Origin of the sequence: Nonomuraea sp. NPDC050663, from assembly GCF_044456985.1 — a bacterium.
GTDB lineage: Bacteria > Actinomycetota > Actinomycetes > Streptosporangiales > Streptosporangiaceae > Nonomuraea.
On the sequence record NZ_JBITGL010000005.1, the window covers coordinates 202,360 to 216,964 of the forward strand.

Here is a 14,605-nt window from a genome sequence, read left to right on the forward strand (position 1 = left end):
CATGCAGATCTGGCAGCCCCATGCCCTGCCCGAGGTGGTCACGCTGCCCGTCGGCGACGTCGAGCTCTCGCTGGACAACGGCACGGCGGCCATGGTGACCCCGCTGGGCGGCGACGTCTGGCTGGTGGAGGCCCCTGGGGCGGGGGCGGCCCAGTGGCGCGTCCCCTGCGTCGGGGCCGCGGCCTACTGGACCCCGAACAGCGGCGCCCGCTGGATCCCGCCCATCTGGACCGGCCCGCGCGCCTCCCGGCTGACCTCGGGCTCGCCGGTCGCCTCGCTGGTCGGCATGAAGGGCGCCAACGTCTGCACCGTCGCGCTCGCCGACGTGCACGGCCCGACCAGCATCACCGGCGGGCTGGTGGAGGAGACCGGGGAGTTCGCCTTCACCGCGCAGGGCCAGGGCCTGACCATCCTGCTGGACCTGTCGGGCCGCCACTTCGCCGAGGTGCTGGGCGAGGTGGCCGGCTGGTGGGCCGCCGCGCAGGAGCCGCCGGCCACGCCGTACCGGGCCAGGCTGCCCGTCTATTCGACCTGGTACAGCATGCACCAGGAGCTCGACGAGGAGGGCGTGGAGCGGCAGGCGAGGCTGGCGGCGGGGCTGGGCTGCGCCACGATCATCGTCGACGACGGCTGGCAGACGGCCGACCGGGCCCGCGGTTACGCCTTCTGCGGCGACTGGGCGCCCAACCCGGTCGCCTTCCCCGACCCGGCCGCGCACGTCGCCCGCGTGCACGAGCTCGGCCTGGCCTACATGCTGTGGTACGCCATCCCGTTCGTCGGCAAGGACAACGAGGCCTTCGAGCGGTTCGCGGGCAAGACGCTGCGCTATCTCGATCTCATGGACGCCGCGGTGCTCGACCCGCGTCACCCCGACGTGCGCGCCTTCCTGGCCGACCGGCTGGCCCGCGCGGTCGAGGAGTGGGGCATGGACGGGCTGAAGGTCGACTTCGTGGACCGCTTCGCGACCCCGGGCGGAGATCCGGCCCCTTCCGAGGGCGCCGACTGCGAGAGTGTCGACGAGGGGGTCGGGCTGCTGCTCGACGAGCTCGACAGGAGGCTGCGCGGGGCCGAGCCCGAGCTGCTGATCGAGTACCGCCAGCCGTACACCAGCCCCGGGTTGTGGCGCTTCGGGAACATGGTCCGCGCGGCCGACTGCCCGCTGAGCTCGCAGGAGAACCGGCAGCGCACGGTCGACCTGCGGCTGATCGCCGGGCCGCAGGCCGTGCACGCCGACATGATCATGTGGCACCCGGACGAGAGCGCGGAGCAGGTCGCGGTGCACCTGATCAACGCGCTCTTCTCGGTCCCGCAGATCTCGGTGGACCTGACCACGCAGCGCCCCGACCAGCTGGACGCGGTCGGCTTCTGGCTCGGGATCAGCCGCGAGCACCTGGGCGCCCTCCAACTGGGCGCCTTCCGGCCCGAGCAGCCCGAGCACGGCTACCCCCTGGTGCGGGCCTACGATGAGCAGACCGTGGTCGTCGCGCGCTACGCCGCGCTGCCCGTCGACGTGCCGTACGGAGACTGGAGCGAGGTGCTGGTGGCCAACGCCGACCCCGACCCCAGGGTCACGCTGTACGGCGAGGCGCAGGCCGAGGCGGTCGTCCACGACTGCCGGGGCGGGGTGGTCCAGGAGGCGAGGGTGAGCCTGCCCGCCACGGTGTCGGTGCCGATGGGCGGCCTGCTGCGGCTGCGCCGCGTAGGGGGAGGAAGCTGAGCATGCCGGCACGCCGGGCCCGCGGGGTCAGCATCGAGGACGTCGCCCGCGCGGCCGGTGTCTCCCGGCAGACCGTCTCCAACGCGCTCAACGCCCCGCAGCGCCTGCGGCCCGAGACGCTCGACCGGGTCACGGAGCTGATCAGGCAGATGGGTTACCGCCCCGACCAGTCGGCGCGCAGCCTGCGCTCCGGCACCCGGCGCATCATCGCCTACACGACGCCCGAGACCGATCCCGCCAACCCCAACGCCCTGATGAGCGGCTTCCTCGAAGCGCTGGTCGCGGCGTCGGGGGAGGCGGGCTACCGGATCCTGCTGGTGCGCCCGCGCCCCGGGCAGTCGCAGGAGAAGGCGATCGACGAGGTCATCGCCGGGGGAGGCGCCGACGCCTTCCTGCTGTCGGACGTGCTCGACGACGACCCCCGCGTCGAGCACCTGGCGGCCGAGGGGTTCCCGTTCGCGGTCTTCGGCCGCACCGGGCCCGGCCTGGCGCAGTCGTGGGTCGACGTCGACTCGGCGCTGGCGATGGCCGACCTGGTCGGCCTGCTGGCCGATCGCGGGCACCGCCACGTGGGGCTGCTGACCATGAGCCTGGACCAGCCCTGGCTGCGCCACCGCGCCGAGGGCTTCCGCGCCGGGGTGAGCGACCGCGGCCTGACCTCCGCCGAGGCGACCGCCGACGACCCGGAGAGCGCCGTGGCGGCCGCCCGCGAGCTGCTGGCCGGGCGTCCCGCGCCGACGGCCCTGGTCGTGATCGACGACTGGCTGGCCCCGGCAGCCTATGCCGCCGCCCAGGCCGAGGGCCTGGTCGTGGGGAGCGATCTGGCCGTGGCGGGCTTCAACGACATGCCCTACGCGGCGCTGCTCCAGCCGCCGCTGACCACCGTGCGGCTGCCGCTGCGCCGCATCGCCGACGCTCTGGTCGGCCGCCTCCTGACCATCATCGAAGACGGCGTGAGCGCCGAAGCCGGTCTCCTGCTGCCCGGAGAGATCGTCGTGCGGGCCAGCCTGCCGTGATTGGACCATCCCATGCGCATCGACTCGTCCTCCCGCGAGGTCGTGGAGCTGTTCGAATGGGCCTGTGAGCGCGCCCTGCGCTGGGCCCACCCCGCCGGCGTCGTCGGCGTCGTCGACGCCGACGAGCACCATCCCGAGGGCCGCGGCACGGGCGTCTACCTGGCCTCCTACTGGGCCGGCTACGCCCACCGCAGCGGCTTCTACGCACGCGACTTCGCCCACCAGCTGGTCGGCGCGCACCTGCTCGGCCTGCAGGAGGCCAACCTGGCCATGCTGCGCTGCTTCGCCGCCTCGGCCACCGAGGAGCACGGCCACCATCCGGTCTGGGCCTTCAACTTCGACGGCTCCTACCTGGCCATCGACTACCGCGGCCCCGACGACTTCGTGCGCGAGGCGCCCGCCGTCTACGAGCTGGTCGAGGCGGGCATGGTCGCCTACCGGTGGAGCGGCGACCGCGCCTTCCTGGACGATCCGGTGCTGCGCGACTTCTACCGCGACGCCATGGCCGTACGGCCGCGGGTCGGCGGCGCGAGCATCTTCGACGGCGTGGCCACCTACAACGAGCTGCCCGGCGAGGTGCTGACCGAGGCCGGTGACATGATCGCGTCGGAGTACGCCGCCTGCCTGGCCGTCGGCAGCGTCGAGCGTGCCCTGGCGTTGCGCGAGCGCTTCGCCCGCGAATGGACCGGCAGCGGAGCCGGCCAGGTCAGGGGCTTCACCCCCGAGGGAGGGCCGGTGACCGGCTGGGGGCGCGAGAACAGCTGGTTCATGCCGCTCAAGGGCATCATGGCCGAGCCCCATGCCTACCTCGATTACATCGACGAGCAGGCATGGGGAGCGGGGCGGCCGGCGAACGTCGAGGCGCTCACCTACCTGCCCGACACCTTCTTCCGCCACGGGCGCCTCGACCAGGGCTGGGCCTGGATGCGGGAGATCTTCGCCATGCGTGACCTGCCGCACGTGGCAGGCGGGCGCAACGGCGATTACCCGGAGGTCTCCTTCACCCTGGTCGCCCAGGTCGTCGAGGGCCTGCTCGGGCTCCGGCCGGACGGCACGGTGCGGCCCGGCCTGCCCGAGGGCATCGACTGGCTGGAGATCTCGGGGATCCCGCTCGGCGCCCGCGAGGTGACCGTGCGGAAGGAGCGCGACGGGGTCAGCTCAGCGTGACCGACTCGCCGGGCTTGATCCTGCGCATGTCGGCCCCTTGCCTGTCGGCCTCCAGCTGCAGCCAGCGGTCGACCAGGCCCAGCCCGGCCTCGCTGTACAGGGCGTCGTGGGTGGAGTACGCGCGGGAGGGTTTGACCGTGCGCAGGTACTCCACCATCTCGCTCAGCTTCATCCACGGCGCGCCCGTCGGCACCAGCAGGGTGCCGACGGAGGCGTCGGGGACGGTGAGCGCGTCGCCGGGGTAGAACAGCTCGTCGTCGATCAGGAAGCCGACGTTGTCGATGACGGGCTGGTCGGGGTGGTTGGCGGCGTGCCACTCGCCGAACACCCGGATGCCGAATCCGGCGGCGTCGAAGGTGTCGCCGTGCCGTACGGCCTGGCCCTTGACGCCCTCGTCGATCACCCCCGCGCAGGTCCAGACGGGGACGTCGAGGCCGGAGAGCCGGTCGACGTCGACGTGGTCGAAGTGGGCGTGCGTGATCAGCACGGCGTCGGCTCCGGCCAGAGCCTCGGGTTCTGGGGTGAACACACCGGGGTCGATGACGAGGACTTTGCCGTCTTTCTCCACCCGCCAGCAGGCGTGGCCGTATTTGGTGAGCTCCATCCTGCTGACGATAGTCTCCGGCCTCATGCGCGGTTTACGACGGGCGGCCGTCTACGGGGTGGTGGCTGGGGTGGTCGCGGCCGTCTACTTCGGGCTGCTCGCCGTCTCCGTGGACGGGCTGGTGGCCGCGCTGGCGGCCGGCGCCCTGTTCCATCCGGTACGGCAGCGCCTGCGGCCCCTGTTCGGGGTCGAGCGGGATCCCTATCTGCTGGCCGACCGGCTCTCACGCAGTGTGCAGGCGGCGAGCGGGCCGGGGGAGGCGCTGGCGTCGGGGGCGGTGGCCATCAGGCAGACGCTGGGCGCGGACGGCGTGCTCGTCGAGGTCGACGGGTCGGCGGCGGTCAGCGACGGGTCGCTGGAGGGGGAGGCGCACGAGACGAAGCTGGTCTGGCACGGGCGGCCGGTGGGACGCCTGACCGTCGTGGGACGCCGCCCGGATGCCGCGCTGGTCGACAGCCTGGCCAGGCACCTCGCGGAGGTCGCGCACGCCGTCCGGCTGACCGAGGATCTGCGGCGCGCGCACGAGCGGCTGCTGGCCGCGCGGGAGGAGGAGCGCGGGCGGTTGTTGCGCGTCCTCCAGGACGGCCTGGGGGTGACGCTCACCGGGCTGGTCGACCTGCTCGGCCGCGCACGCGGATCGGGCGCCGCCGACGGCGACCTGCTGCTGACCGCGCGGACCCGGCTGGCCGACGCCGTGGAGAGCGTGCGCAACCTGGTCTACGGCATGCACCTCCCCGACCCTCCGCGCTCACCCTCCTCGGCCCGCCCCGGCTCGAAGGAGGCGGTGTTCGGGAACGATCCCGCCCCACCCTGGTCCCCCCGCCGCCGAGCGCTGGTGATCGCGGTGTGGGCGGGCGCGATCGGTTCCAACGTGGCCGTCGCGGCGGCGGCCTGGTTCGCCTGGCGCACCGGCTGGACCGCGATCATGCAGCCCGTCGACCCCATCGGCACCCTGTTCCCTCCTGCCGGAGCCTTCCTCATCACCTACCGGCCCCGCCTGGTCGTCGCGTGGATCATGTGGACCGGCGGCCTGGTCTGGGCGCTGTACTCCCTGGCCCTGTGCGCCTCCAACTGGATCCACCTGACCGAGCCGGGGCACGCCGCCTACGTCCCCCTCGCGTGGTTGTCGGTCTGGGCCTGGGTCTACCCGGTCACCGCCTTCAGCGGGTTCCTGCCGCTGCTCTTCCCCGACGGCCGGCTGCCGTCGCGCCGGTGGCGGCCGGTGTGGTGGGGCCTCGTCGCCCTGTGCGCCGGCCACTCGACGCTCATGGCGCTCATGCCCGACCCGGAGAAGGAGATCCTGCTGCCGCTCGACAACCCGGTCGGCGTGGAGGCGCTGGGCGGGCTGCCGTGGCTGGCCGAGACGCACATCGGCTGGGTCATGGTGCCGCTGTACTCGCTCGCGGTGCTCTCCCTGGCCTTCCGCTACAGGGCGGCGGGGCGGGAGGTGCGCGGCCAGATCGTCTGGTTCGTCGGGACGATGGCGGCCTTCATGGCGTTCTGGGTGGCCAGGGTGGTGTTCGCGTCCGACCCCGGCGACGTGGTGCTGGTCGCCATCCAGTTGCTGCTGCTCGCGGGGGCGCCGATCTCGATCGTGGCCGCCGTCGTGCGGCGCGGGTTCTACGGCATCCGCGTCGCCCTCAACAGGACCATGGTCTACGTCTCGCTCGCCGGCGTGCTGGCGATCGCCAACACCGTCATGATCTGGGCGGGCGACCGGCTGGCCGGTGGCTACGGGCCGGTCGCGGGCCTGGCGGCCACGCTGGCGGTCGGCGCGGTGGCGCATCCGCTGCGCCTTCGGCTGCAGGGCTCGGTCGACCGGGTCTTCGGCGTCGAGCGCGACCCTTACCGGGAGGCCGACCGGCTGAGCCGGACGTCCCAGCAGGCCGAGAGCCCGGACGAGGCGCTGGCCAGCGCGATCAGGTTGCTGCGATGGTCCACGAACGCGCGCGGCGTGGCCGTGGAGGTCGGCGACGAACGGTACGCCGACGGCAGGATCGGTCCACGGCCGCGCAGCCTGCCGCTGTCGTGGCAGGGCGAGTCCGCGGGCACGCTGCTCGTCTCGGGTGGCGTCGCCGCCGGTGTCGGGGCCGGCAGGGAACGGCTGGCCGTGATGGCCAAGCACCTGGCCGAGCTGGCTCATGCCGTACGGCTGGCGGAGGATCTGCGGCGCTCGCGCGAGCGCATCCGCGTCACACGCGAGCAGGAGCGGCGCCGCCTGGCCAGGGAGTTGCACGACGGCCTCGGCCCCGCGCTGACCGGGGTGGTCATGATGCTCGACGCGGCACGCCACGCGCCCGCTCCCGGCCTGCTGGAACGTGCCCAGGAGGAGCTGCGCGGCGCCGTCGTGTCGGTGCGGTCGCTGGTGGCGGGGCTGCGCCCGCCGGTCCTCGACGACCTGGGACTGGAAGGCGCGCTGCGCGAGGCGGCCGACGTGCCAGGGCTCGAGGTGGATCTGGAGGTGGCCGATGCGGGCGACCTGCCGCCGCAGGTCGAGCTGGCCGCCTACCGGATCGTGCTGGAGGCGCTGACCAACGTGCGGCGCCACGCCGGTGCCACGCGCGCGGTCGTACGGCTGAGCAGGCAGGACGGGGTGCTGCGGGTCCGCGTGGACGACGACGGCGCGGGCGTCTCCCCCTCGGCCGCGCCGGGGATCGGCCTCACCTCGATGCGGGAACGCGCCACCGAGGTGGGCGGCGCCTGGACGGTGCAGCCCCGGCCGGGCGGAGGCACGTCCGTGGAGGCTCTGCTGCCGCTCTAGGCTGGGAGCCATGTTCTCCGCCACCGGCGTCGGGTCGCATCCCGGCGAAGATCACCTCGAGGCGCTGCGCGTCGTCTTCGGCGAGGTCCCCGGCCTGCCGTACCTTCCCGAGCTGCCCGCTCGGGGCGTGGGCGCCGACATGATCGGGCGGGCGGCGGGGCTGCTGGTCGAGCTGCCGGTCGAGGTGCAGCCGTCCGGGTGGCGGCTGACCGGGCGGCCCGGGCGCGACCACAGGCGGGCTCTCGACCACCTCTCGCGTGACCTCGACGGGCTGGAGGAGATCGGCCACGCCTACGAGGGGCCGCTGAAGCTCCAGGTGGCCGGGCCGTGGACCCTGGCGGCGTCGATCGAGCTGCCCCATGGCGACAAGGTGCTGTCCGACCCGGGCGCCGTGCGCGACCTGACCGCGTCCCTGGCCCAGGGCGTGGCCGACCACGTGGCCGCGGTGCGCAGGCGCCTGCCCGGGGTGACCGAGGTCGTGCTGCAGCTCGACGAGCCGTCGTTGCCCGCGGCGCTGCGCGGCACCGTGCCGACGGCCTCCGGGTTCGGGCGGCTGCGGGCGATCGAGGAGCACGTGGTGATCGAGTCCTTCAAGGGCTTCGACCGGCCCGTGGTCCACTGCTGCGCGCGCAACGTGCCGATCAGGGCGCTGCGGGTGGCGGGGGTGCGCGGCATCTCGATGGACACCTTCGTCATGAGCAGGCGCGACGAGGATTCGATCGGCGAGGCGGTCGAGGCGGGGGTGCTGTTCTTCCTGGGCGTGGTGCCGGGCGTCGACAGCGTGCTGCCCAAGCCCGCCAAGGTGGCCGAGCCGGCGTTGCGCCTGTGGGACCGGCTGGCCTTCGATCCGGTACGGCTGGCCGAGCAGGTCGTGCTGACGCCCTCGTGCGGGCTGGCGGGCGCCACGCCGGGCTATGCCAGGCAGGCGCTGACCGCGGTGCGCCAGGCGGCGGAGGTCCTCGCGGACCGCGATTAAAGCCGAGGTCGAGCGCTCTGTACGTGTCGGTGCCGCGAGATAGTTTGGCCTCATGACGAGTGAGGTCCCCATCGAGGCGAGGAAGCGCCACGCCGAGCTGAGCGAGCTGATCGACGACGCGCGCTGGAAGTACTTCGTGCTCGACGCCCCGGTCGTGACGGACGCGACGTTCGACACGTGGTATCGCGAGCTGGTCAAGCTGGAGGAGGACCATCCCTCCCTCCAGACCCCCGACTCCCCGACCCAGAAGGTCGCGCCGGTCTCGACGGACTTCGCCAAGGTCGAGCACCTCCAGAAGATGGAGAGCCTCGACAACGCCTTCAGCGCCGACGACATGGGCGCCTGGCAGACCAGGGCGGAGCGGCTGGCGGAAGGCGACGCCGGGCCGTACCTCTGCGAGCTGAAGATCGACGGCCTGGCCGTCGCGCTGGTCTACCGCGACGGCAGGCTGGAACGCGGCGCCACGCGCGGCGACGGGCGGATCGGCGACGACGTGACCGCCAACGTGCGCACGATCAAGGGCATCCCGCACCGTCTCAAGGGCGAGGGCGTGCCGTCGCTGGTGGAGATCCGCGGCGAGGTCTACATCCCCGTCGACGACTTCAGGAAGCTCAACGAGCAGCTCGTCGCCGAGGGCAAGCCGCCCTTCGCCAACCCGCGCAACGCCGCGGCGGGCACGCTGCGCCAGAAGGACCCGCGCATCACCGCGCAGCGGCCGCTGGCCATGCTGGTCCACGGCATCGGCGTGTGGGAGGACGGCGGGCAGCCGCCGCAGGCGCAGTCGGCGATCTACGACAGGCTGCGCGAGTGGGGCCTGCCGGTGAGCGACCTGTACAAGGTCGTGCCGGGGCTGACGGAGATCGTCTCCTACATCGACTACTACGCCGAGCACCGCCACGACCCGGCCTACGAGATCGACGGCGTGGTGGTCAAGGCCGACCGCTTCCGCGTGCAGCGCGAGCTGGGCTCGACCTCGCGGGCGCCGCGCTGGGCGATCGCGTTCAAGTACCCGCCGGAGGAGGTCAACACCAAGCTCCTCGACATCCAGGTGGGCGTCGGGCGCACCGGCCGGGTCACGCCGTTCGCGGTGATGGAGCCGATCGTGGTCGCCGGATCGACGGTCGAGCGGGCCACGCTGCACAACGCGGCGATCGTCGAGAAGAAGGGCGTGCTGATCGGCGACACGGTCGTGCTGCGCAAGGCGGGCGACGTGATCCCCGAGATCGTCGGGCCGGTCGCGGAGCTGCGCAACGGCTCGGAGCGGGCGTTCGTGATGCCGACCGAGTGCCCGGCCTGCGGCACCACCCTGGCCTACGAGAGGGAGGGCGACGCCGACCTGCGCTGCCCCAACGCCCGCAGCTGTCCCGCGCAGCTGCGCGAGCGGGTCTTCTTCGCGGCCGCGCGCAAGGCCCTCGACATCGAAGGCCTGGGCTACGTCGCGGCGACCGCGCTGACCCAGCCCGTCGAGGGCCAGGAGCCGGTCGTGCGCACCGAGGCCGACCTGTTCGAGCTCACGCTCGACAAGCTCGTCCCGATCCGCTCCATCGTGCGCGACCAGGAGACCGGCCTGCCCAAGCCCGACCCCAAGACGGGCGAGGTGAAGGTGGTCTCGCTGTTCTCCAACCTCAACGGGGAGCCGTCGCAGGGCGCCCTGCGCCTGATCGACGAGCTCGAGAAGGCCAGGGACAAGGAGTTGTGGCGGGTCCTGGTCGCGTTCTCGATCCGGCACGTCGGGCCGCCCACCGCCGTCGACCTCGCCGGCCACTTCCGCTCCATCGACGCCATCATGAACGCCACGGAGGAGGAGCTGGCCGCGGTCGAGGGCATCGGGCCGCGCGTGGCCGCCACGGTCAAGGAGTGGTTCGAGGTCGACTGGCACCGCGAGATCGTCGAGCGGTGGCGGGCTTCCGGGGTGCGCATGGAGGACGACGGCCCGGCGCCCGTCAAGGGCCCGCAGACGCTCGAAGGCATGACCTTCGTCGTCACCGGGTCGCTGGAGGGCTACACCCGCGACTCCGCCGCCGACGCGCTGACGAGCCGGGGCGGCAAGGTCTCCGGTTCGGTGTCGAAGAAGACCTCGTTCCTCGTGATGGGGGAGAATGCCGGGTCAAAGTATGACAAGGCGGTTTCCCTGGGCGTGCCGATCCTCGACGAGGCGGGGTTCGGTGTCCTGCTGGAGCAGGGACCGGAGGCCGCCGCCGAAGTCGCGATCAAGGAAGAGGCCTGACCATGGAAGTGACGGCGGAGCGGCTCGCTGAGCTGAAGCAGCTCTTCGAGGAGATCGACCAGAGCGGCGACGGGCAGATCAGCCAGGCCGAGTTCCTGCGGAAGTTCCCGCAGATCGGCCCGGAAGGACTGGCCGCCCTGTCGGGTTCTGCCGACGCCGACGGCGACGGTCAGATCTCCTTCGAGGAGTTCGTCCGGCTGCTGGGCTGAAGGCTCATGTAGATGTCGACCGGGTCCTGGGAGTCGACGACGAAGCCGTGCCGCTCGTACAACCGGCGAGCGGCGCTGCCCTGCAGCACGTTGAGCCGGACCCGGTGCCCTTCCAGCCGAGCGAGCAGGCTGTCGAGGACGGCGGTGCCGATCCCCCTGCCCTGCAGGGCGGGGGAGAGATAGAAGTGCTCCAGCCACCAGCCGTCGTCGCCGGGGCGCAGGGTGACCGAGCCTGCGGGTTCGCCGTCGACGACGATGATCGAGGTGTGCTCGGGCGAGAACGTGTCGTGCATGCGCCGCCGTACCCTCTGGCCGTCGTATCTGCCCAGGCGCTCCAGGTCGGGACGGAGGACCTCGGCGCGCAGCTCGGCCAGGAAGTCGACATCGGTTTGGTGGGCTTTGCGGAGGTTCCAGGTCACCTGACCGATTATTTCAAGGGTTGACGCCGAAAATCGCCACGGCCTGGTAGCCGTCGCCCTCCTCGGCCACGACCAGCATCGTGCTCTCGCCGGCGATCCCGTCGTCGTCGTTGAAGGTGTCGCGCTCGCCCTGCCCGGTGTAGGGCTGCTGCTGGAGCACCTCGGTGTTGAGGTCCTCGGGGAAGATCACCTGGGTGGTGAGCGTGCGCTGGTCGCCCACGTGCACCATGGCGTGGATGTGGACGGTGCGCCCGCGGTACCACCCGGGCCAGATCGTGGTGAAGCGCACGATGCCGTCCTGGTCGGTGACCTGGGCGCCGCGCAGGTAGCGCTTGCCGTCCTGAGGCTCCAGGTCGCCGCCTCCCATGCCGCCGCCGCCCTCGCCCCGCGACATCGCCTCCGCGCCCGAGTAGAGACCCGCCGCGTCGCAGTGCCAGATCTCGACCACCGCGTCGGGGATCGGCGTGCACTTCTCGCTGTCCTGGACCTTGATCGCGAGCGCCAGCCGTACCCCCTGACGGTCCTCGCGGATGTCGCTGCGCACCTTGTCGGCGTCGAAGTAGTACGGGCCCTGGGTGGTGGCCTCGGTGAGCGTGCAGGTGCCCGCCCGGGCGAACATGGCGTCGAGGCCGGTGGCCGGCGCCGTCCGCGGAGTGATGGAGGCCGTGCCCTCGGTGGTCGCCACCGCGGCGGGGGCTCCGGCCCGGCTGGTCGAGCAGGCGGTCAGGATCGCGCCCAGGCCGATCGAGCCGATGCCGGCGATGATGCGCCTGCGGCTGACGCGCTGGCCTTCGTGATGGTCGGCTGTCATGGTTTCGAGGCTAGGAACCGTGGCTGAGAAACGGGTGAAGGCCACAGCTCGCGGAGCTGTGGCCTTCCTGAGAATCGGCTAGCTGACCGAGCGCTTGTAGAGACGGGTGGCCAGGGGCACGAACACCAGCAGGAGCACCACCGACCAGCCCAGCGTGGCCAGGAGCGGGTGCTGCAGCGGCCAGGCGTCCGGCACCGGCAGCGCGGAGCTGGTGTTGCCGAACAGCTCCCGCAGCGCCTGGGTGACCGCGGAGACCGGGTTCCACTCGGCGATGGCCTGCAGCGGACCGGCCAGGCGGCTGCTGTCGATGAAGATGTTCGACAGGAACATGATCGGGAACGTCACGATGGTGGCGATGTTGTTGAACACCTCGGGGGTGCGCAGGGCCAGCGCCACCGTGGCGGTCACCCACGAGAAGGCGTAGGCGAAGAAGAGCAGGACCGCGAAGGCGGTGACCGCCTCCAGCGGCGAGCCGTTGATCCGCCAGCCGACCAGCAGGCCCATCAGCGACATGACGAGGATGCTGGCGGCGTTCATCAGCACGTCGCCCAGGGTCTGCCCGGTCAGCACCGCCGACGGCGCCATCGGCAGGGTCCGGAACCGGTCGAAGATGCCCTTCTGCAGGTCGAGCACGAGGGTGTAGCCGGTGATCTGGGAGCTCATGACCACCGTCTGCACGAAGATGCCGGGGATCATGTACTCCGCGTAGGACATGCCTGGGATCTCGATCATGGCGCCGAAGACGTAGACGAGCATCAGCACGAACACGATCGGGAAGGTCACCACGCTGCCGAGCAGGTCGGGGGTGCGCTTGATCTTGATGACGTTGCGCTTGGCGATGGTCAGGCCGTCGGCCAGGGCGGTGGTCACGTGGTCACTTCTCCAGTCAGGGTGAGGAAGACGTCGTCAAGGGTGGGGCGGCGCAGACCGGCGTCCCGTACGGCGATGCCGTCGGCGGCGAGCTTGCCGAGGGCGGTCGTCAGCGACGCGGCGCCCTGCGCGACCGGCATGGTCATGTGGAAGGCCTCGCGGTCGAGCGTGGGCTCGCCCGCCGAGAGCGGCGCCAACAGACGCAGGGCGTGCTCGAAGTCGCGCCCGCTGGTCACCGAGAGCTCGATGCGGTCGCCGCCCACCTGGTCCTTGAGCTGGTCGGCGGTGCCACGGGCGATGACCCTGCCGTGGTCGACCACGGCGATGGAGTCGGCCAGCCGGTCGGCCTCCTCCAGGTACTGCGTGGTGAGCAGCAGCGTGGTGCCACCGCGCACCAGCTCGGCGATCACGTCCCAGAGGGCGATGCGGGCGCGGGGGTCCAGGCCGGTGGTGGGCTCGTCGAGGAAGAGCACCGGCGGCTGGGCGACCAGCGTGGCGGCCAGGTCCAGGCGCCTGCGCATGCCTCCCGAGTAGCCCTTGACCGGACGGTCGCCCGCCTCGGCCAGGTCGAAGCGGTCCAGGAGCTCTCTGGCCCGTTGCCTGCTCCGCTTGACGCCCAGGTGGTAGAGCCTGCCGACCATCTCCAGGTTCTCCGCGCCGGTCAGGTGGTCGTCGACGGCTGCGTACTGCCCGGAGGCGCCGATGACCTTGCGCAGCTTGGGGGCCTCGCGCACGACGTCGTATCCGGCGACCCTGGCCTGCCCGGAGTCCGGCCTGATCAGGGTGGTCAGGATGCGCACGGTGGTGGTCTTGCCCGCGCCGTTGGGGCCGAGCAGGCCCAGCACGGTGCCCTCGGGGACGACCAGGTCCATGCCGTCGAGCGCCGTGTGCTTGCCGTACGTCTTGACCAGGCCGGTCGCTTCGATGGCGTTAGCCATGGGGGAGCTCCTTGTCCGAGCGGTGGATGTGGATGTCGCCGTAGCCGGTGCGGGCGCGCACCTCGACGGCGTCTTCTGCCTGCGTGATGGTGCGGGGGTCCATCTCCATGCGCACGGCCCCGTAGGTGGAGTCGATGTCGAGCCAGGTGGCGCTGCCCCGCCGCACCCCGACGTCGATGGAGCCGTGGGCCGTCTCCAGCTGCACCACCCCGCTGACGACCTCGTCGACGCGCACGTGGCCGTTGGCGGTCTTGACGGTGACGTTGTTGAGCGCCCGGCCGATGGTGATGTCGCCGCTGGCGGTGTTGACGCGCAGGTCGTCCTCGACGAGGTCGACCGAGGTGTCGCCGCTGGTGTTCTTGATCACCGCCGGTCCGGCGATCGAGCCGGCGTGGATGGTGCCATAGCCGGCGTCAAGGTCGGCCTTGCCGGCGATCCGGCCGACGGCGATGTCGCCGTAGCCGGCACGGGCGCGCAGTCGCCCGGTCTCGTCCGCGGCGACGTCGCCGTAGGCGGATTCCAACCGGCAGTCGCCGAGCCTGCCCTCGCAGCGCAGCAGGCCGTGGATGACGGCGTCGACGGTGGAGCCGGCCGGCAGTTCGACCAGCACGTCGACGCCGCCGATCCGGCCGAACATCGAGTCGATGAGGCCGGGGGTGAAGGTCTTGACGCCGAGCGTGCCGCCGGCGAACTCGACGCGGGCCCCCGCGGCCGCGTCGCAGTCGGCCTTGCTGCCGGGGTTCTTCGGTTGCAGCCGCACCACGGTGTCGGTGCGGTCGCTCGCGCTGACTCTCAGGTCTCCCAGCGCGAGCTCGACGATCACGTGGATCGGGTCTGGAGTCTCGTAAGCGGGCATGGCTCCACTATGGGGTCATGATGGTGCCATGTCA

Annotated in this window: 13 protein-coding genes; 7 read left to right on the forward strand and 6 right to left on the reverse strand. The window is 72.0% G+C overall.

The window, feature by feature from the left end:
- Nucleotide 1 precedes the first annotated feature (1 nt).
- From ACIBH1_RS17900 to ACIBH1_RS17910, 3 genes are read left to right on the forward strand one after another with little or no spacing between them, the layout of a single operon-like run.
- On the forward strand, nt 2-1,717 hold the full coding sequence (locus tag ACIBH1_RS17900) for a glycoside hydrolase family 36 protein (protein ID WP_397314868.1): 1,716 nt from the start codon (nt 2-4) through the stop codon (nt 1,715-1,717).
- A gap of 2 nt (nt 1,718-1,719) precedes the next feature.
- Nucleotides 1,720-2,733 carry a LacI family DNA-binding transcriptional regulator gene (locus ACIBH1_RS17905; RefSeq protein ID WP_397314869.1) on the forward strand — a complete coding sequence of 338 codons (1,014 nt, stop codon included), beginning with the start codon at nt 1,720-1,722 and terminating at the stop codon, nt 2,731-2,733.
- A 12-nt stretch (nt 2,734-2,745) separates the two neighbouring features.
- Nucleotides 2,746-3,900, forward strand: coding sequence for a hypothetical protein (locus ACIBH1_RS17910; protein ID WP_397314870.1), 1,155 nt, complete (start codon nt 2,746-2,748; stop codon nt 3,898-3,900).
- On the opposite strand, the gene ACIBH1_RS17915 is transcribed toward ACIBH1_RS17910, so the two are convergent.
- Nucleotides 3,887-4,504 carry an MBL fold metallo-hydrolase gene (locus ACIBH1_RS17915; RefSeq protein WP_397314871.1) on the reverse strand — a complete coding sequence of 206 codons (618 nt, stop codon included), beginning with the start codon at nt 4,502-4,504 and terminating at the stop codon, nt 3,887-3,889. The two genes, ACIBH1_RS17910 and ACIBH1_RS17915, sit on opposite strands and share 14 nt — an antisense overlap.
- 25 nt (nt 4,505-4,529) lie before the next feature.
- On the opposite strand from ACIBH1_RS17915, the gene ACIBH1_RS17920 reads away from it, so the two are divergent.
- From ACIBH1_RS17920 to ACIBH1_RS17935, 4 genes are read left to right on the forward strand one after another with little or no spacing between them, the layout of a single operon-like run.
- On the forward strand, nt 4,530-7,265 hold the full coding sequence (locus ACIBH1_RS17920; RefSeq protein ID WP_397314872.1) for a histidine kinase: 2,736 nt from the start codon (nt 4,530-4,532) through the stop codon (nt 7,263-7,265).
- 10 nt (nt 7,266-7,275) lie between these two features.
- Nucleotides 7,276-8,241 carry a methionine synthase gene (locus ACIBH1_RS17925; protein ID WP_397314873.1) on the forward strand — a complete coding sequence of 322 codons (966 nt, stop codon included), beginning with the start codon at nt 7,276-7,278 and terminating at the stop codon, nt 8,239-8,241.
- Nucleotides 8,242-8,293: 52 nt separating this feature from the next.
- On the forward strand, nt 8,294-10,468 hold the full coding sequence (gene ligA, locus ACIBH1_RS17930; protein ID WP_397314874.1) for an NAD-dependent DNA ligase LigA: 2,175 nt from the start codon (nt 8,294-8,296) through the stop codon (nt 10,466-10,468).
- 2 nt (nt 10,469-10,470) lie between these two features.
- The gene (locus ACIBH1_RS17935) at nt 10,471-10,677 is read left to right on the forward strand and encodes an EF-hand domain-containing protein (protein WP_246379200.1); all 207 of its coding nucleotides are present in this window, start codon (nt 10,471-10,473) and stop codon (nt 10,675-10,677) included.
- On the opposite strand, the gene ACIBH1_RS17940 is transcribed toward ACIBH1_RS17935, so the two are convergent.
- The 5 genes from ACIBH1_RS17940 to ACIBH1_RS17960 all read right to left on the reverse strand — a co-directional run bounded on the left by ACIBH1_RS17940 (nt 10,638) and on the right by ACIBH1_RS17960 (nt 14,571).
- Nucleotides 10,638-11,096 carry a GNAT family N-acetyltransferase gene (locus tag ACIBH1_RS17940; RefSeq protein WP_397314875.1) on the reverse strand — a complete coding sequence of 153 codons (459 nt, stop codon included), beginning with the start codon at nt 11,094-11,096 and terminating at the stop codon, nt 10,638-10,640. The two genes, ACIBH1_RS17935 and ACIBH1_RS17940, sit on opposite strands and share 40 nt — an antisense overlap.
- 13 nt (nt 11,097-11,109) lie before the next feature.
- Nucleotides 11,110-11,907 (reverse strand): intradiol ring-cleavage dioxygenase, encoded by a 798-nt coding sequence (locus tag ACIBH1_RS17945; protein WP_397314876.1) that lies wholly within the window; start codon nt 11,905-11,907, stop codon nt 11,110-11,112.
- Between the two features lie 78 nt (nt 11,908-11,985).
- A complete protein-coding gene (locus ACIBH1_RS17950; RefSeq protein ID WP_397314877.1) occupies nt 11,986-12,777 on the reverse strand; it encodes an ABC transporter permease in 792 nt (263 codons plus the stop codon).
- The gene (locus ACIBH1_RS17955) at nt 12,774-13,715 is read right to left on the reverse strand and encodes an ATP-binding cassette domain-containing protein (protein WP_397314878.1); all 942 of its coding nucleotides are present in this window, start codon (nt 13,713-13,715) and stop codon (nt 12,774-12,776) included. The genes ACIBH1_RS17950 and ACIBH1_RS17955 overlap by 4 nt, the downstream gene beginning before the upstream one ends.
- Entirely contained in the window at nt 13,708-14,571 is an 864-nt protein-coding gene (locus ACIBH1_RS17960; RefSeq protein ID WP_397314879.1) for a DUF4097 family beta strand repeat-containing protein, read from the reverse strand. Before ACIBH1_RS17960 ends, ACIBH1_RS17955 begins: the two co-directional genes overlap by 8 nt.
- Nucleotides 14,572-14,605: the final 34 nt, after the last annotated feature.